Raw genomic sequence first — 17,694 nt, forward strand, 5'->3', positions numbered from 1 at the left:
CGAGCGGGGCGTCGGCGGTGGCCGAACGGCCGTCCGTCACTTCACGCCGGCGGCGTCCATGCCGCGGAGCTCCTTCTTCAGGTCGGAGACCTCGTCGCGGATCCGAGCCGCCAGCTCGAACTGCAGCTCGCGGGCTGCGGCCAGCATCTGGTCGTTGAGCTCCTGGATCAGCTGGGCGAGGTCGGCGCGGGCCATCCCCTCCCGCGAGGTGGTCGTGGCGGCGGACCGGCTGCGACTGCGGGTCTCCTTGACCGGCGCCTTGCCCCGGGAGAGTTGACGCACCGCGCCCCCGACCCGGGAGTTCTCGGTGTCCTCCGCCTCACGGTAGATGTCGTCCAGGATGTCGTGGATCTTCTTACGCAGCGGCTCCGGGCTGATGCCGTGCGCCTCGTTGTGCGCGATCTGCTTGGCACGACGCCGGTCGGTCTCGTCGATAGCCGCCGCCATCGACGGGGTGATCTTGTCGGCGTACATGTGCACCTGACCGGAGACGTTACGAGCGGCCCGGCCGATGGTCTGGATCAGCGAACGGCCGCTGCGCAGGAAGCCCTCCTTGTCGGCGTCGAGGATCGCCACCAGCGACACCTCGGGCAGATCCAGGCCTTCACGGAGCAGGTTGATGCCCACCAGCACGTCGTAGTCGCCCTTGCGCAGCTCGCGCAGCAGCTCCACCCGGCGCAGCGTGTCGACCTCCGAGTGCAGGTAACGCACCCGAATGCCGTTCTCCAGGAGGTAGTCGGACAGGTCCTCGGCCATCTTCTTGGTCAACGTGGTGACCAGCACCCGCTCGTCGCGGTCGGTCCGCAGTTTGATCTCGTGCATCAGGTCGTCGATCTGGCCCTTGGTCGGCTTGATCACGACCTGCGGGTCGACCAGGCCGGTGGGCCGGATGACCTGCTCGACGAACTCGCCCTGGGCCTGCTCCATCTCCCAGGTGCCGGGAGTCGCGGAGAGGAAGACCATCTGACCAACCCGCTCCAGGAACTCATCGAAGCGCAACGGCCGGTTGTCGGCCGCGCTGGGCAGCCGGAAGCCGTGGTCGATGAGCATCCGCTTGCGGGACGCGTCGCCCTCGTACATGCCGCCGATCTGCGGGATGGTCACGTGCGACTCGTCGACCACGGTGAGGAAGTCGTCGGGGAAGTAGTCGAGCAGGCAGTGCGGCGGGCTGCCGGGCAGCCGACCGTCCATGTGCATCGAGTAGTTCTCGATGCCGGAGCAGAAGCCCACCTGCCGCATCATCTCGATGTCGTAGGTGGTGCGCATCCGCAACCGCTGCGCCTCCAGCAGTTTGCCCTGCCGCTCCAACTCGGCGAGGCGCTCGGCCAGCTCGACCTCGATGTCGCGGATCGCCCGCTCCATCCGCTCCGGACCGGCCGCGTAGTGGGTTGCCGGGAAGATGACCAGCTGGTCGACCTCGCGGACCACGTCACCGGTCAACGGGTTGAGGTAGTAGAGCTTCTCCACCTCGTCACCGAACAGCTCGACGCGGACGGCCAACTCCTCGTACGCCGGGATGATCTCCAGCGTGTCGCCGCGGACCCGGAAGGTGCCCCGCTGGAACGCCATGTCGTTGCGGGTGTACTGGATGTCGACCAGCCGACGCAGCAACTGGTCACGGTCGAGCTCCTGGCCGACCTGCACCTTCACCGCCCGGTCGAGGTATTCCTCCGGGGTGCCCAGGCCGTAGATCGCCGAGACGGTCGCCACCACGATCACGTCGCGGCGGGTGAGCAGCGACATCGTGGCCGAGTGCCGCAGCCGCTCGACCTCCTCGTTGATCGAGGAGTCCTTCTCGATGTAGGTGTCGGTCTGCGGGATGTACGCCTCGGGCTGGTAGTAGTCGTAGTACGAGACGAAGTATTCGACAGCGTTGTGCGGCAGCAGCTCGCTGAACTCCTTGGCCAGCTGCGCGGCGAGCGTCTTGTTGGGGGCGAGCACCAGGGTCGGGCGCTGGAGGCGCTCGACCAGCCACGCCGTGGTGGCGCTCTTGCCGGTGCCGGTCGCGCCGAGCAGCACGGTGTTGCGATCGCCGCGCCGGACCCGACGCGCAAGCTCGTCGATGGCGGCCGGTTGGTCGCCGGCCGGCTGAAACTCACTGACGACCTGGAAGCGGCTGTCCAGCCGGGGAATGTCGAGCGCCATGCCGTCAACGGTACGCCGGAGGTCCGACAGGAACGGCCGTCACGCCAGGTACGTGATCGGCTTCAATATTCCCATTGTGTGGCCCATGTCACCGGGACTACCCTTCTCGTGTAGGCCGCTCGCGGCGGCCGACCGGGCCGGTGGCCAGGCCGTCATCACGGCCGGCCGCCCCCGGCACTGCGGTCGCAGCACCCGGCTCGTCCGGCGTGCGCACCGGTGTGGTCGCGCTCACGGCGCAGACCGGCCGCCGCGAGCGCCCCTGCTCGTCACCCCGGTGCCTCCCCGCCCGTTTCATCTCCGTGGACACCTCTCCGACCCCGGCTCCCGACACCACCGGCCGCAGCGCCGACGCCAGACGGCGGGCTTCCACCGGAGGCGGCACCGACACCGGGGGCGCGCGTCGAGCCACCACCTCCCGCCACGGCGACACCGGGGACTCGGGTGCGACCACCCGCGCCGACCTGACCTCCCCACCTGCCGCCGACCCGGCGGACGGCCGGACCCCGGCCAGCCGCCGTCGACGTACCGTGCTGCTGTTGCTCGCGCTGACCGCTGTGACGTCCGCGGCGGCGTTGGTGCTCGGGCTGTTGAGTTGGGCGCCCGACCCACCCGAGCCGTCCCGACCGCTGACCCTCGCCGAGGGTGAGCGGCTGGCCGCCGTGCGGGTCACCAACCTGCGGGACCTGCGCGCCGGGGTCCGGGTCACCGCCGGCGTCGACGCCGCCCGGATCGAACTGGTGGGTTGGGTGGACTGGTCGCGGTCCCTGCTCTACCTCGACGTGGGCGGGCCGGGCGCGGGCGCCGAACGAGGGTTGACGCAGAAGGTCGGCGCGGTCCTGGTGATCCGACCCGACCCCGCGGCCGTACCCACTCCCGCCGCACCACCGCTGGTGCCTCCCGCGGACCGTTGGCGGTTGCACCGCCTCGCCCCTGGGACGAACCTGGCACCGGTGCTCGACCTGCTCCTCGGTCTCGCCGCCGACCGCCCGGACGCGACGAGGGCGGCGCCTGACGGTGGCGCTCGCTGGATCGCCCGGGACACCGTAGCCGCCGGGCCGGTGGACGTCCTCCAGGCTCCGTTGCCCGTGACGCCAGCGTCTCGTTCGGCAACCGGCAGCACCGCCGGTCCGGCGAGCGCCGACCCGGACGGCCAGACCCGGTACTGGCTCGACCAGGACGCCCGCCTGCACAAACTGGTGACCCAGCTGCCCGGCGTCGGCCCGGTGACTGTGGTCCTCAACCGGACGGACCGACCGACGCTGCACCCGGTGGACGCCCTGGGTGGCCGGCCCGGCCTGCCCCGCGCGCTGACCGACGCCGAGCGGCGTCGACTGGAGCAGCTACCGGCCCGGTTGCGGACGAAGAGCGGTGCCACGCTGACACTGACCGCACCGGTCGGCACGGACACGAATCTGCGGGCCGCCGGCTGGTTGAGCTGGACCACGCGTACCGCGTACCTCGCGGTTGCCGACCTGGGCGTGCCGGACCGTCGGACCCTGCTGCGGCGCGACACCACCGGTCTGGCCCGGGCGGAGCTGCCCGCAGGCGCCGCCGGTGGCGGCACCGCGGAACAGCCCGAACGGCCGCCGCTTCCACCCCCGGCCGGGCCGTGGCGCCTCTCCCGAGCCGGCCGCGAGGCTGTCAGCGTGCTGGTGGACGCGGCGGTGGCCGCCGGGTCGGTCGCGCCACGCGGTACGGCCGTCCGGGTACGCGAGGACGTCGCCGGCGGACAGACCGTGGACGTCGTCGAGGTCGACTCGGCCGGCGCGCGGCTGCGCTACTGGATCGACCGCGACGGGTCGCTACGCCGGCTGGAGCTGCACACCGACGCCGACGCGTGGGCCCAACTGGATCTCCGTCCCACAGTGGTGCCCCGGCTCGCCCCGATCCCCCGGCCAGCCGCCACCCCCCGACCCCACGCCGCCCGCTGACCGGTGTCGCTCAGGGCCGCCAGCCGGTCTGCTCGGCCCACTGCTCAGCCCGCAGGTACTCCTCGTCGAACCACGGATCACTGGCCGTGCCCGATTCGCCGACCTCCGGTGCCGCGTCGGCGAGGTCCCGCTTGAGCAGCAGGTACGCGGACCGCTGATCCGGGTCGGCACGCAGGTGGTCGCGCATCATCAAGGCGTACCGCCAGCCCGGCGAGTCGGCCACCCGCACGTGCAGGCGAACCGGGCGGGCCGGGTCCGCGCTGCCGTGCAACCGCTTCTGCCACCGAGCGCTGCCAGCCGGACGCGGGTCGTCCCACCACTGCCCCGGCACCCGGGGGAACCCGGCGCTCGCCAGTCGGTCGGCCAGCGCACCATCGGCGTCGGCGAGGCTGGACACGGCCACCTGCACGTCGATGACGTCCTGGGCGGCAAGGCCGGGCACCGCCGTCGAACCGATGTGGTCGATCCGCAGGGCGTCCGAGCCGAGCGCGTGTCGGATCCGGGCGGCCAGCCGCGCGTACTGCTCCGGCCACGTCGCGTCGGCGCCGGCCCGGTCGATCCGACCCGGCGGGACCACGCGCCGCTCGCGCAGATTGTCCTCGTAGGGCAACAACCGCCGCACCCAGAGCGCGTCGACGGCGTCGTGCAGGTCCGCCAGGCTGCCGTCGTTGGTCATCACCACGTCCGCCGCGGCCCGCCGGCGGGCGTCGTCGGCCTGGGCGGCCATCCGCCGCTCGGCCTCCGCGCGGCTCATCCCCCGGTCACGCGCCAGCCGTTCCAGTCGGGTCGGCACGGCCGTCTGCACCACGACCACCAGGTGGTACGTGGGCGCGAGCCCCACCTCGACCAGCAGCGGTACGTCGTTGACGACGATCGCGTCGGGCGCCGCGGCGGCGGTCAGCTCAGCGGTACGGGCCCGAACCCGAGGGTGCGTGATCGACTCCAGTCGACGGCGCGCCGCCTGGTCGGCGAACACCAACGCGCCCAGCGCGGCGCGGTCCAACGCGCCGTCGGCGTCCAGCACCCTGTCGGAGAAGGCGGCGACGATCTCGGCCAGTCCGTCCGTACCTGGTGCAACGACCTCCCGGGCCACCTTGTCGGCGTCGATGAGCACCGCGCCCCGCTCGGCCAGCCGCGCCGCCACCGCGCTCTTTCCCGACCCGATCCCGCCGGTCAACCCCACTCTCAGCACCCGACCAGTCAACCGGATGCCCGAGCCCACCACCAAACCCGCCCACCGGCTGGCACGCCCTCACGGCGAAGGCCCCGCCCCCGGCGATCCGAAGATCGCGGGGACGGGGCCTGTCGTCGTTCAGCGGGTCACTTACCGCCGGCGAGCTTCTCCCGCAGTGCGGCGAGCGCCTCGTCGGTGGCCAGCGTGCCGGCCGGCTCCTCGGCCTGCCGGCTCGGGGCCGGGCTGGACGAGGAGGTGGTGCCACCGCTGCCACCGGCAGCGGCCGGGACGGCCGGGGCCGGGTTGGCAGCGGCCTCGGCGTCGGCGGCCCGAGAGGTCTGCACCTGCTTGGTGTGGGCCTCCCAGCGCTGACGAGCCTCGGCGTACTGGTTCTCCCAGGTCTCGCGCTGCTTGTCGTACCCCTCGAGCCACTCGCCCGTCTCCGGGTCGAAGCCCTCCGGGTAGATGTAGTTGCCCTCGGTGTCGTACGTCGCGGCCATGCCGTAGAGGGTCGGGTCGAAGTGCTCCTCGCCCTCGACGAAGCCCTCGTTGGCCTGCTTGAGCGACAGGGAGATCCGGCGACGCTCCAGGTCGATGTCGATGACCTTGACCATGACCTCGGAGCCGACCTGGACGACCTGCTCCGGGATCTCCACGTGGCGCTCGGCCAGCTCGGAGATGTGGACCAGGCCCTCGATGCCGTCGTCGACGCGGACGAACGCACCGAATGGAACCAGCTTGGTGACCTTACCCGGCACGATCTGCTGGATCGCGTGGGTGCGGGCGAACTGCCGCCACGGGTCCTCCTGGGTCGCCTTCAGCGACAGCGAGACCCGCTCGCGGTCCAGGTCGACGTCCAGGACCTCGACCTCGACCTCCTGGCCCACCTCGACGACCTCGGACGGGTGGTCGATGTGCTTCCAGGACAGCTCGGAGACGTGCACCAGACCGTCGACGCCGCCGAGGTCCACGAACGCGCCGAAGTTGACGATCGAGGACACGACGCCCTTGCGGACCTGGCCCTTCTGCAGCTTGTTGAGGAACTCGGTGCGCACCTCGGACTGCGTCTGCTCGAGCCAGGCCCGGCGGGACAGGACCACGTTGTTGCGGTTCTTGTCCAGCTCGATGATCTTGGCTTCGAGCTCCCGCCCGACGTACGGCTGCAGGTCACGCACACGACGCATCTCGACCAGCGACGCGGGCAGGAAGCCGCGCAGCCCGATGTCGAGGATGAGGCCGCCCTTGACCACCTCGATGACCGAACCGCGGACGACGCCGTCCTCGTCCTTGATCTTCTCGATCGTGCCCCAGGCCCGCTCGTACTGCGCCCGCTTCTTGGAGAGGATCAGACGACCCTCCTTGTCCTCCTTCTGGAGGACCAGGGCCTCGATGTGGTCACCAACCGTCACAACCTCGGCGGGGTCCACGTCGTGCTTGATCGACAACTCCCGAGAGGGGATGACGCCCTCGGTCTTGTAGCCGATGTCGAGCAGGACCTCGTCCCGATCGACCTTGACGACGGTGCCTTCGACAATGTCGCCGTCGTTGAAGTACTTGATGGTCTCGTCGATCGCGGCGAGGAAAGCCTCCTCGGAACCGAGATCGTCGTGGGTGACCCGGGTGGCGCTCGAGGGGGCCTCGATGCTGCTCGTCATGTGGGCGGTTGCTCCGGTCGGTGGGTTGTCACAGCAGGCTGGTGTCGCGGTGACCTGTTCGCGCCAGCGGATCCGTCGCCGGGCACACCGAACGATCGCTAGTGAGATCATGATGTGGCTCCGTCGACCGCGCACCTGCTCCCTGCCGAGGCAACGCGATCCGCGAGCGCATCGTCTAGCCTACCGTGCGCATTACCACAGCGTGCAAGCCCTCCCGGCTTCTCTACGTGCGGTGACCTGCGAAAGGCGAACAATCGCCCGGAAACGACCCCTCCTGTCTCGTGCGTCACAGCAGCCACAACCGACCCTCGCGGGACGGGCCGCGAGCGGCCGTCGACACTCCCGCCACCCGGCGGCTCGGACCCGTCGACCGAGGAGCCGTTCGACGAATCATGGCCGCGCCGCCGCACCCCACGCGACGGGTAGGGCCTAGCGTGAGCGCCGTGGATGACGACAACCGGGTCACCCGGCGCCGGGTGGCTGACGCCGAGATCCGACGGGCGAACCGCGGCTGGTGGGACACCGACGCCGACGACTACCAGGCCGAGCACGGCGCGTTCCTCGGCGACGTGGACTTCGTCTGGTGTCCGGAAGGACTCCGCGAGGCCGACGCCCACCTGCTCGGCGAGGTGTCCGGGCGGCGCGTGCTGGAGGTCGGCTGCGGCGCGGCGGCCGCCGCCCGCTGGCTCGCCACCCAGGGTGCCCGACCGGTCGCCTTCGACCTGTCCGCCGGCATGTTGCGGCACGCCGCCAAGGCCGCCGACGACACCGGGGTACGCGTACCGCTGGTGCAGGCCGACGCCCTCGCTCTGCCGTTCGCCGACCGGTCGTTCGACCTCGCCTGCACCGCGTTCGGCGCGATCCCGTTCGTGGACGACTCGGCGGCCCTGCACGCCGAGGTGCACCGGGTGCTGCGCCCCGGCGGACGGTGGGTGTTCTCGGTGACCCACCCGATGCGCTGGATCTTCCTCGACGACCCCGGTGAGGGCGGGCTGACGGCCGTGCACTCGTACTTCGACCGTTCCCCCTACGTGGAGCAGGACGAATCCGGCGTGGCCACCTACGTCGAACAGCACCGCACGCTCGGCGACCGGGTCCGGGAGTTGGTCGGGGCCGGCTTCCGACTGGTGGACCTGGTGGAGCCGGAGTGGCCGGAGGGACACGAGGGCATCTGGGGGCAGTGGAGTCCGCTGCGCGGGCGCCTCTTTCCCGGTACGGCCATCTTCGTCACCGAGAAGGCCGCCGACTGAGCGCGTCGCACCTGTGGTCCGACCTGCGGGCCATCGATCGCCGGTAGGCTCAGCCCCATGAGCGCCGAGCCCATCCCGACATCACCTGGCCCCTGGTGTCCGGATCCGATGCGGCAGCAGCGTGCCGACTACACGCTGGAGGACCTGCTCGCCCTGCCGGACGACGCCCCCCGCGTCGAACTCGTCGACGGAGTTGTCCAGGTGACACCCTCCCCCACCCTGGGCCATCAGAACATCGCCAGCACGCTCTGGCTCTGGCTGCGTAATCACGCGCCACTGCACCTTCGTGCCGCACAGGCCGTCGGAGTCAAACTCGGCCACAACACCAGTCGACAGCCGGATGTGCTGCTGCACCGCGCCAACGTGGCATCCGTTCACTCCATGCTGCGGCCGGCGGACGTCGTGCTCGCTGTGGAGATCGTCTCGCCCGGCACGCGACGGATCGACCGGTTCGCGAAGCCCGGGGAGTACGCCGCCGCCGGCATCCCGTTCTACTGGCGGATCGAGCAGGACCCGCTGCACGTCTACGCGTACCGGATCGGCGACCGCGTGGGCCCGGGCGGTGAGCGGCAGTACGAGCTGGTCGCCGACGGCGCCGACGTGATCGAGCTGACCGAGCCGTTCGACATCAAGCTGCCGATCGCCGAGATCACGCCGTAGCCGTTTCGCCCTCCGGGCGTCGGGTAGCCGAGGGCATGGCCGAACAGAGATTCCACAAGGGCGACCATGTCTCCTGGTCGGCCCACGGCAGCCGCGCGTACGGCGTGGTGCAGGAGACCATCACCGAACGGACCCGGATCCGGGGGCGGGCCGTGAACGCGGCGCCCGATGATCCGCAGTACCGGGTCCGCAGTGACGGAACGGGCCGCGACGTGGCCCACCGCCCCGAGGCGCTGCGCCATGAGCAGGGCTGACGACCAGGGCCGGGACACCTACCGGGAGTTCACCGAGGCGGTGAACATGAAGCCCGGTGAGTTGTCGTCCTGGCTGGAGACCGACGAGTCGAAGCAGGTCGGCTGGCACAAGGGCGGTCGTTCCGGAGGCGGCGAGTCCGTCGGGCACGAGTCGGGCCGGAAGATCATCAACTTGTTGCGTCGTAAGCGCGGCGATCTGTCCGAGGGCGACTACAAGCACATGCGCAAGGTGGTCGGCTACGTACGCCGGCACATGGCGCAGCGCCCCTCCGGCAACGTCCGCGACACCAAGTGGCGCTGGTCCCTCATGAACTGGGGCCACGACCCGATGAAGTGAACGATCCGGCCCGCCCGCACGGGCTCCGGCCGCAAGATCTCCGCAACTTCGGTGAAGGTGCTGCCTCAGAACGCCACGACCCAGCACTTTCCCCGAAGTTGCGCGGATCATGAGGCCTATGGCGGGCACCCGGGGCGGTCCGGACGATCTGACCGCCGCCCACGACGCCTACGGCCGCGACCAGGATGACCAGGTCAGGGGTTCCGGGGCAGCCCGACCCGCGCAGGGATCAAGCCTGACCGCCCGGAGCGGGTCGGGCTGCCCCGGAACCCCCACCGCAATCACGCACGGAACCGACCCGAGTATTACCACAATCAGTGATCGGCGCTGTTCCAGTCCCGGCCTTCGCCCACCGACACCTCCAGGGGCACCGACAGCGGGTACGCCCCGCCCATCTCGTGGCGGACCAGTGCCTCCAGTGCCTCCCGCTCACCGGGGGCGACCTCGAAGACCAGCTCGTCGTGGACCTGCAGCAGCATCCGCGAGCGCAGCCCGGCGTCGCCGAGCGCGGTGTCGACGTGCAGCATCGCGACCTTGATGATGTCGGCAGCGGAACCCTGGATGGGGGCGTTGAGCGCCATCCGCTCGGCGATGTCGCGGCGCTGCCGGTTGTCGCTGACGAGGTCGGGTAGGTAGCGGCGGCGACCCAGGATGGTCGAGGTGTAGCCGTCCTGGCGTGCTCGGGCGACGACCTGCTGGAGGTAGTCGCGCACCCCACCGAAGCCGGCGAAGTAGTTCTCCATCAACCCGCGCGCCTCTTCGGTGCTGATGCTGAGCTGTTGGGACAGGCCGAACGCGCTGAGCCCGTACGCCAGGCCGTAGTTCATGGCCTTGATCTTGCGCCGCTGGTCGGGGGTGACCTCGTCGAGCGGCACCCCGAAGACCGACGAGGCGGTGGCGGCGTGGAAGTCGGCGCCGGAGTTGAAGGCCTCGATGAGCGCGTCGTCCGACGACAGGTGCGCCATGATGCGCATCTCGATCTGGCTGTAGTCGGCGGTGAGCAGGCACTCGTAGCCCTCCCCCACCACGAAGGCGCGGCGGATGCGCCGGCCCTCCTCGGTGCGGATCGGGATGTTCTGCAGGTTGGGTTCGGTGGAGGAGAGCCGACCGGTGGCCGCCACCGTCTGGTTGAAGGTGGTGTGGATCCGGCCGTCGTCGGAGACCGACTTCAGCAGACCGTCGACTGTCGACTTGAGCTTGGCCACGTCGCGGTGGCGCAGCAGGTGCGCCAGCACCGGGTGCGGCTGCTGGGCGTAGAGCCACTGCAGGGCGTCGGCGTCGGTGGTGTAACCCGTCTTGATCTTCTTGGTCTTCGGCAGGCCCAGCTCGGTGAAGAGGATCTCCTGCAACTGCTTGGGTGAGCCGAGGTTGAACTCCCGACCCACCGCCTCGTACGCGCCCTGCGCGGCGGCCTTCACCTCGGCGGCGAAGTGCGCCTCCAACTCGGACAGGTAGTGGGTGTCGGCGGCGATGCCGGTGCTCTCCATGCCGGCCAGCACCCGCATCAACGGCAACTCCACCCCGGCCATCAGCCGGGCGGACTGCTCGCCGTCGCGGGACAGCTCGGCGTCGATCGCGTCGGCCAGGTCGAGGGTGGCCCGGGCCTGCAGCATCAGGTTCTGCTCGGCGACGCCCTCGTCGCCCAGCCCGTCGAGGGTGAGCTGGCCCGACTCCGGGACGTCGACCCGCAACTCCCGGTGCAGGTAGCGCAGCGCCAGGTCGGTGAGGTCGTAGGAGCGCTGGTCGGGGCGGGCCAGGTACGCGGCGATCTGGGTGTCGCGGACGATGCCGGCGAGCTGCCAGCCGTGCGCGGCGCAGGCCAGCACGGCCGGCTTGCTGTCGTGCAGCACCTTGGGCCGCTGCGCGTCGGCCAGCCAGCCGGCGAGGGCGCCCTCGTCGGTCGGGTCGAGTTGCGCCGGGTCGACCCACGCCGCCGCGCCGCCGGCGGTGGCCAGCGCCAAACCTGTGATGGAGGCGGTGTGCCGGCGGTTGACGCCGGTGTCGAGCTTGACCGCCAGCCCGACCGGCGTGCCGGTCGGCGCGTGCGTGCTCAGCCAGCCGGCCAGCGCCCCGACCTCGGTGAGCACCTCGCCGGCCAGGTCGAACCCGGACTCGGCCTCCGGCTCCACCGCCTCCAGGTATTGGTAGAGGCGGTCGCGCAGGATGCGGAACTCGAGGGTGTCGAAGACCTGGTGCACGGCCTCCCGGTCCCACCCGGTCCAGCGGGTGTCCTCCGGGCGCAGCGGCAGCTCCAGGTCGGAGACGAGCCGGTTGATCTCGTAGTTGCGGATCACGTCGGCGAGGCGCTCCCGCAGACTGTCGCCGGCCTTGCCCTTGATCTCGTCGGCGCGGGCGATCACGCCCTCCACCCCGCCGTACGTGGTGATCCACTTGGCTGCGGTCTTCGGGCCGACGCCGGGGATGCCCGGCAGGTTGTCACTGGTCTCGCCGACGAGCGCGGCGAGGTCCCGGTACTGCTGCGGGCCTACGCCGTACTTCGCCTCGATCGCCGCCGGATCCATCCGGGCCAGGTCGGAGACGCCCTTGCGCGGGTAGAGGACGGTGATCTGGTCGTCGACCAGCTGGAACGCGTCCCGGTCACCGCTGCTGATCAGCACCGACATGCCCTGGTCGCGGGCCTGGCAGGCGAGCGTGGCGATGACGTCGTCGGCCTCGAAGCCCTCCTTCTCCACCACCGGGATCTGGAGCGCGGCCAGGACCTCCTTGACCAGGCTGACCTGACCCTTGAAGTCGTTCGGGGTCTCGCTGCGGCCGGCCTTGTACTCCGCGTACTGCTCGGTGCGGAAGGAACGGCGGGAGACGTCGAAGGCCACCACGATGTGGGTGGGCTGCTCGTCGCGCAGCACGTTGATCAGCATCGACGTGAACCCGTACACCGCGTTGGTCGGCTGACCCGTCGTGGTGGAGAAGTTTTCCACAGGCAGGGCGAAGAAGGCCCGGTATGCCATGGAATGTCCGTCGACGAGGAGCAGGCGCGGCGTCGTAGCTGTCACGGCAGCGACTCTAGTCCGTCGCACCGACATCCCTGGCCGGCGGCACCGGTGACGCGACACCGAAACCACAGCCGGCCCGAACGCCGACGGCCGGCCACCCCACGAGGGGTGACCGGCCGTCGCTCGGATGGCTCAGGCCACGCCGAGGTACGCCTCCTTGACCGACGGATCGTGCAGCAGGTCCTGACCGGACCCCTCCTTCACGATCCGACCGGTCTCCAGCACGTAGCCGCGGTGGGCCCGCGACAGCGCCTGCTGGGCGTTCTGCTCCACCAGCAGGATGGTGGTGCCCTGCTGGTTGATCTCCGTGATGATGTCGAAGATCTGCCGGATGACCAGTGGGGCCAGACCCATCGACGGCTCGTCGAGCAACAGCAGCTTCGGACGGCTCATCAGCGCCCGGCCGACCGCGAGCATCTGCTGCTCGCCGCCGGAGAGCGTGCCACCGGCCTGCTTGCGCCGCTCGGCCAACCGCGGGAAGAGGCCCAGCACCCGGTCCAGGTCGGCGGCGATGCCGGCGGAGTCCCGCCGGGTGTACGCCCCCATGTCCAGGTTCTCCATCACCGTCATACCCGGGAAGATCTGCCGCCCCTCCGGCGACTGACACAGCCCCCGGACCACCCGCAGGTCGGCCCGGAGCTTGCTGATGTCCTCACCGTTGAAGGTGATCTTCCCCTCGGACAGCGACCGGGTCCCCGAGATGGCCCGCATCGTGGTGGTCTTGCCGGCGCCGTTCGCGCCGATCAGGGCCACCACCTCACCCTCGTTGACGGTGAGGCTGATGCCGTGCAGCGCCTCGATCCGACCGTAGGCGACGGCGACGTTCTCCAACTCAAGCAGCGTCATCGGCGGACTCCCCCAGGTACGCAGCGATCACCTTCGGATCGCGGCTGACCTCCGCGGGCGCACCCTCGGCGATCTTGCGGCCGAACTCCAGCACCACGATCCGATCGGTGACACCCATGACCAGCCGCATGTCGTGCTCGATGAGCAACACGGTCAGGCCCATGTCCCGGATCTTGCGAATCAGGGTGAGGAGTTCCTCCTTCTCCGCCGGGTTGAAGCCGGCGGCCGGCTCGTCCAGGCAGATCAGCTTCGGCTCGGTCGCCAGCGCGCGGGCGATCTCCAACCGGCGCTGGTAGCCGTACGGCAGGTTGCGCGCCTCGTCGTTGGCCCGGTCGGCGATGCCGACGAAACGCAGCAACTCCAACGCCTTGGCCTCGGCCGCCCGCTCCTCCAAGATGTGCCGGGACAACCCGAACGTCTTGGCGAACGTCCGGCGAATCTCCTGCCACGTCCGCTGGATGCCCGCCTCGGCGGTCACCTGCGGCAACTCGTGCGGCTTCGGCTTCTTCCGGGGCACCCGGAAGATCGCACCGGGCACGCTCGTCTTGTGCCGGGAGTCCGTGCCGACCATGACGTTCTCCAGCGCCGTCATCTCCGGGAAGAGACGGATGTTCTGGAACGTCCGGGAGATGCCCAACTGGCTGATCTGGTGCGGCTTACGGCCGGTCACCTTCTGGCCACGGAACAGGACAGCCCCGGAGGTCGGCTTGTACACCCCGGTCATCACGTTGAAGCTGGTGGTCTTGCCAGCGCCGTTCGGCCCGATGAGGCCGAGGATCTCGCCCTCGTAGATCTGGAAATTGATCTTGTCGAGGGCGACCACGCCACCGAAGCGGAGCGTGACGTCGTTGACTTCGAGCAGCACCGACCGAGGTCCGGGCTGCGCCGGGATCTTCGGCGCGGACGTGCTGGTGGTCTGGTCAGACATGAGCGGGCGCCTCCTCTGCCTCCGCCGCGCGGTCCTTCAACTCGCGGGCTCGCCGCCGGCTCGGGATCAGGCCCTGCGGACGCAGGATCATCACCAGCACCATGGCCAGACCGAAGACCAGCCACCGGTAGTCGGCGAAGTCGCGGAACCGTTCCGGCAGGTACGCCAGCAGCACCGCGCCGAGCGAGACACCGAGCATGTTGCCGGAGCCGCCGACCACGACCATCGCGACGAAGAGGATCGAGAGGTTCGCGTTGAACTGGGTCGGGTCGATGAACGCGTTACGGCTGCCGAAGAGGAAGCCCGCCAGGCCACCGAGCGCCGCGCCCATGGCGAACGCCCACAGCTTGAACTTGAACGGGTACACGCCCATCACCGCGGCCGCGTCCTCGTCCTCGCGGACGGCGAGCCACGCACGACCCACCCGGCTGTGCTCCAACCGGCGGACCACGATCACCATCAGCAGTACGAAGGTGATCGCCAACCAGTACCAGGGCTTCGCGTCGATCAGACCGAAGACCTTGTTGTCCGCCGAGGGCGCACCCTCCGGGCCGGGAATGGCCGAGATGCCGACAGGACCGTTGGTGACCCCGGTGGCGTTGCGGGCCACGATCCGGATGATCTCACCGAAGCCGAGCGTCACGATGGCGAGGTAGTCACCGCGCAGCCGCAGCGTCGGCCAGCCCAGCAGCACACCGGAGATCATCGTCAGCACGATCGCGATCAGCAGACAGATACCCCAGGTCACCGCCCACGTCGGCGGCAGGTCGAACTCCTGCTGGATCCACTTGACCACCGGCGAGTTCACCGAACCGAACAGCGCCACGCTGTACGCGCCGATGGCGAAGAACCCGATGTAGCCGAGGTCGAGCAGGCCGGCGAGGCCGACCACCACGTTCAGACCGATCGCGACCAGGACGTAGATGGCGCAGACGAAGAGCACGCCCGCCCAGTTGTTGCCGCCCTCGATCGAGTCGGTACGCAGGTCGTTCAGACCGGGGATCATGAGACCCCCGGGCAGCTTGCCCAGGTACGGCAGGGAGTAGACGAAGACGAGCAGAGCGAGCACGCCGATGGCCTTCTGCCACTTCGGCAGCGCCTGCCAGCGCTCGCTGACGGAGGTCAGGAAACCGACCCGGCGACGGTCTGCGGTGCGAATCTTGTCGATCATGCGCGGGCCCTCCCGAGCGACTCACCCAACAGGCCGGTGGGCCGGAACATCAGCACCACGATCAGCACCACGAAGGCGATGACGTCCTCCCAGTTGGACGCGAAGAGCGTCGCGCCGTAGACCTCGACGATGCCGAGGAAGAGGCCACCCAGCAGCGCGCCACGCAGGTTGCCGATGCCACCGAGCACCGCGGCCGTGAACGCCTTCAGACCGAGCACGAAGCCGATGCTGTTCTGGGTGAAGCCGAACCGCATGCTCCACAACAGCGCGGCGGCCCCGGCCATGATGCCACCGAGCACGAAGATCAGCATGATCACGCGCTCCTGGTTGACGCCCATCAGCGCGGCGGTCTCCGGGTTCTGGGCCACCGCCCGCACGCCCCGGCCGTACCGGGTGCGGTTGATGAACCAGTCCAGGAGCGCCATCATCGCCACGGCCGCGACGAAGACGATCAGCTGGATGTTCGTGATCGCCGTGTTGCCGATGGTGAACAGGGTCTCCTGCTGGATGATCGTCGGCATACCGACGATCTGCCGGGGCCGACCGAACACATCCGGCAACGCGCCACCGAGCAGCTTCGGCAGCACCTGCCCGAAGAGCTCGACGAAGACCAGGGACAGACCGATAGCGGTGATCAGGAAGATCAGCGGCGGCGCGTTCTTGCGCCGCAGCGGCCGGTAGGCGACCCGCTCGAGCGCGAGAGCCGTACCGCCCGAGGCTGCCGCAGCGACGACCAGACCGAGCACCAGGAACAGGATCGCCTGTCCGACAGGCGGGTTATTTTCGACCCCGAGCTGGTTCCAGAGGATCAGCACCGCGAAGGTACCGACCATGAACACCTCGGAGTGCGCGAAGTTGATCAGGCGAAGGACGCCGTAGACGAGGGTGTAGCCAAGGGCGATCAGGGCATAGATGGCGCCCTTGGACAGGCCATCGACCGTGTGCTGGCCGAGATGGCCGATCAGTTCATCGAAATGCACCGGGGGTCTCCTTGAATCGAGTGCGGCCGGGGTGAGTCACCCCGGCCGCACTCCATTGCGTGGGGCGTCAGCTGAGCTTGAGCTCCTGCAGCGCCTCGATGGCCTCGCCCTTGATCTGGTAGGCCCAGATGACGACCTTCGTCGGGTCAACGTCGCCCTTGGCGTCGAACTTGATGTACTTCGACACACCCTGCTTGTCGTACGACTTCACGAACGCCAGGATGTCCGCTCGGGTCTTCTTGCCAGCCTTGAAGGCGTCCAGGTAGATCGTCGCGCCGTCGAAGCCCTCAGCGCCGTAGGAGCCCGGCGGGATGCCGAACTTCTTCTGGTAGTCGGCGGAGAAGGTGCCGCCGGCCTTGTCGGCCGGGAGGCACGGGCAGGTGATGATCGCGCCCTCGGCGCCACCGGAGGCACCCTTCGGGAACGCGGTGTCGTACAGACCGTCCGGGCCGACGAACTTGGCCTGGACACCGGCGGCACGCATCTGCTTCACCAGCGGAGCGGCCTCACGGGTGTAACCACCGTAGAAGACGAAGTCCGCCTGCGAGGCCTTGATCTTGGAGACGGTGGCGTCGAACTGCGTCTGCCGCTCCTGGATCTTGTCCTTGTTCACGACCAGCGGGCCGAGCTGCTTGCCCAGCTCGTCGGTGATGCCGGCGCCGTAGGCGCTGGCGTCGTCGACCATGAAGACCTTCTGCGCGTTCTGGGTCTTCAGGTAGCTCGCCACCGCACCGGCCTGCGTGCCGTCGTTGCCGACCACACGGTAGAAGGACGTGTTGCCCTTCTGGGTCAGGTCCGTCCGGGTCGCCGAGGGGCTGACCATCGCCAGGCCGGCAGCCTGGTAGATCGGCATCGTCGCGTCCGACTCACCGGAGAAGTGACCACCGATGACACCGAGGAACGAGTTGTCGCCCGCGATCTGGTTCGCGAACGGGGTCGCCACCGCGGGGTCACCCTGGGTGTCGAACTCCTGCATGGTGACCTTGCAGTTCGGGTTCGCGGTGTTGAACTGCTCCACGGCGAGCTTCGCGCCGTTCAGCGACGGGATCACCAGACCCGCGTTGTCACCAGTGAACGCGCCGAAGATCGCGATCTTGCCACCACAGTCACCGGACGCGGTCCCACCTTCGCCGCCACCGGAATCCTGGCAACCAGCCGCGACCACCAGGGTCGCGGCGAGCGCAACGGTGCCCAGCGCCCGTACATAGCTTCGCCTCACGGCTTCCTGACCTCCTCCAGATGCGGACCCGGCTGACCCGAAGCGACGGCGACAGCAGCAGACCGCAATTCCACCCACCCCGCAGGGACTCCCCCTGCGTTACGGCTCGTGATGGCGGAGCGTACCGACA

14 protein-coding genes are annotated in these 17,694 nt (G+C 69.6%); 5 read left to right on the plus strand and 9 right to left on the minus strand.

Features of this window, described 5'->3' with window-relative positions; translation table 11 throughout:
- Nucleotides 1-36: 36 nt before the first annotated feature.
- On the minus strand, nt 37-2,145 hold the full coding sequence (gene uvrB / locus O7631_RS28690) for an excinuclease ABC subunit UvrB (RefSeq protein WP_269683173.1): 2,109 nt from the start codon (nt 2,143-2,145) through the stop codon (nt 37-39).
- Nucleotides 2,146-2,351: 206 nt separating this feature from the next.
- Between uvrB and O7631_RS28695 the strand changes: the two genes are divergently transcribed.
- Nucleotides 2,352-4,076: a hypothetical protein gene (locus O7631_RS28695; RefSeq protein ID WP_278147131.1), complete on the plus strand. Its 1,725-nt coding sequence runs from the start codon at nt 2,352-2,354 to the stop codon at nt 4,074-4,076.
- A 10-nt stretch (nt 4,077-4,086) separates the two neighbouring features.
- Here the strand turns inward: O7631_RS28695 and coaE are convergent, their stop codons facing one another.
- Nucleotides 4,087-5,268 (minus strand): dephospho-CoA kinase, encoded by a 1,182-nt coding sequence (coaE, locus tag O7631_RS28700; RefSeq protein WP_278147132.1) that lies wholly within the window; start codon nt 5,266-5,268, stop codon nt 4,087-4,089.
- A 128-nt stretch (nt 5,269-5,396) separates the two neighbouring features.
- Nucleotides 5,397-7,016 carry a 30S ribosomal protein S1 gene (gene rpsA, locus O7631_RS28705; protein ID WP_278147133.1) on the minus strand — a complete coding sequence of 540 codons (1,620 nt, stop codon included), beginning with the start codon at nt 7,014-7,016 and terminating at the stop codon, nt 5,397-5,399.
- A gap of 332 nt (nt 7,017-7,348) precedes the next feature.
- On the opposite strand from rpsA, the gene O7631_RS28710 reads away from it, so the two are divergent.
- Genes O7631_RS28710 through O7631_RS28725 form a run of 4 tightly spaced genes read left to right on the plus strand, consistent with a single transcriptional unit; the run spans nt 7,349 to nt 9,406 of the window.
- Complete coding sequence (locus O7631_RS28710; RefSeq protein ID WP_278147134.1) at nt 7,349-8,155, plus strand: class I SAM-dependent methyltransferase; 807 nt, start codon at nt 7,349-7,351, stop codon at nt 8,153-8,155.
- Nucleotides 8,156-8,212: 57 nt separating this feature from the next.
- Nucleotides 8,213-8,815, plus strand: a complete 603-nt coding sequence (locus O7631_RS28715) for a Uma2 family endonuclease (RefSeq protein ID WP_278147135.1) — start codon at nt 8,213-8,215, stop codon at nt 8,813-8,815.
- Between the two features lie 35 nt (nt 8,816-8,850).
- Complete coding sequence (locus O7631_RS28720; protein ID WP_145779816.1) at nt 8,851-9,069, plus strand: DUF2945 domain-containing protein; 219 nt, start codon at nt 8,851-8,853, stop codon at nt 9,067-9,069.
- The gene (locus O7631_RS28725; RefSeq protein ID WP_332367480.1) at nt 9,056-9,406 is read left to right on the plus strand and encodes a DUF3140 domain-containing protein; all 351 of its coding nucleotides are present in this window, start codon (nt 9,056-9,058) and stop codon (nt 9,404-9,406) included. Before O7631_RS28720 ends, O7631_RS28725 begins: the two co-directional genes overlap by 14 nt.
- 314 nt (nt 9,407-9,720) lie before the next feature.
- Here O7631_RS28725 and polA read toward each other — a convergent pair whose 3' ends face one another.
- The 6 genes from polA to O7631_RS28755 all read right to left on the minus strand — a co-directional run bounded on the left by polA (nt 9,721) and on the right by O7631_RS28755 (nt 17,564).
- Nucleotides 9,721-12,420: a DNA polymerase I gene (gene polA, locus O7631_RS28730; protein ID WP_278147136.1), complete on the minus strand. Its 2,700-nt coding sequence runs from the start codon at nt 12,418-12,420 to the stop codon at nt 9,721-9,723.
- A gap of 132 nt (nt 12,421-12,552) precedes the next feature.
- Entirely contained in the window at nt 12,553-13,266 is a 714-nt protein-coding gene (locus O7631_RS28735; RefSeq protein WP_269683167.1) for an ABC transporter ATP-binding protein, read from the minus strand.
- Nucleotides 13,253-14,194, minus strand: coding sequence for an ABC transporter ATP-binding protein (locus tag O7631_RS28740; RefSeq protein WP_278147137.1), 942 nt, complete (start codon nt 14,192-14,194; stop codon nt 13,253-13,255). The genes O7631_RS28735 and O7631_RS28740 overlap by 14 nt, the downstream gene beginning before the upstream one ends.
- Complete coding sequence (locus tag O7631_RS28745; RefSeq protein WP_269683165.1) at nt 14,187-15,365, minus strand: branched-chain amino acid ABC transporter permease; 1,179 nt, start codon at nt 15,363-15,365, stop codon at nt 14,187-14,189. The genes O7631_RS28740 and O7631_RS28745 overlap by 8 nt, the downstream gene beginning before the upstream one ends.
- Nucleotides 15,362-16,345 (minus strand): branched-chain amino acid ABC transporter permease, encoded by a 984-nt coding sequence (locus tag O7631_RS28750; protein ID WP_269683164.1) that lies wholly within the window; start codon nt 16,343-16,345, stop codon nt 15,362-15,364. Before O7631_RS28750 ends, O7631_RS28745 begins: the two co-directional genes overlap by 4 nt.
- 67 nt (nt 16,346-16,412) lie before the next feature.
- On the minus strand, nt 16,413-17,564 hold the full coding sequence (locus O7631_RS28755; protein WP_278147138.1) for a branched-chain amino acid ABC transporter substrate-binding protein: 1,152 nt from the start codon (nt 17,562-17,564) through the stop codon (nt 16,413-16,415).
- Nucleotides 17,565-17,694: the final 130 nt, after the last annotated feature.

This window comes from Micromonospora sp. WMMD967 (assembly GCF_029626165.1).
In the GTDB taxonomy this organism is placed as follows: Bacteria; Actinomycetota; Actinomycetes; order Mycobacteriales; family Micromonosporaceae; genus Micromonospora; species Micromonospora taraxaci.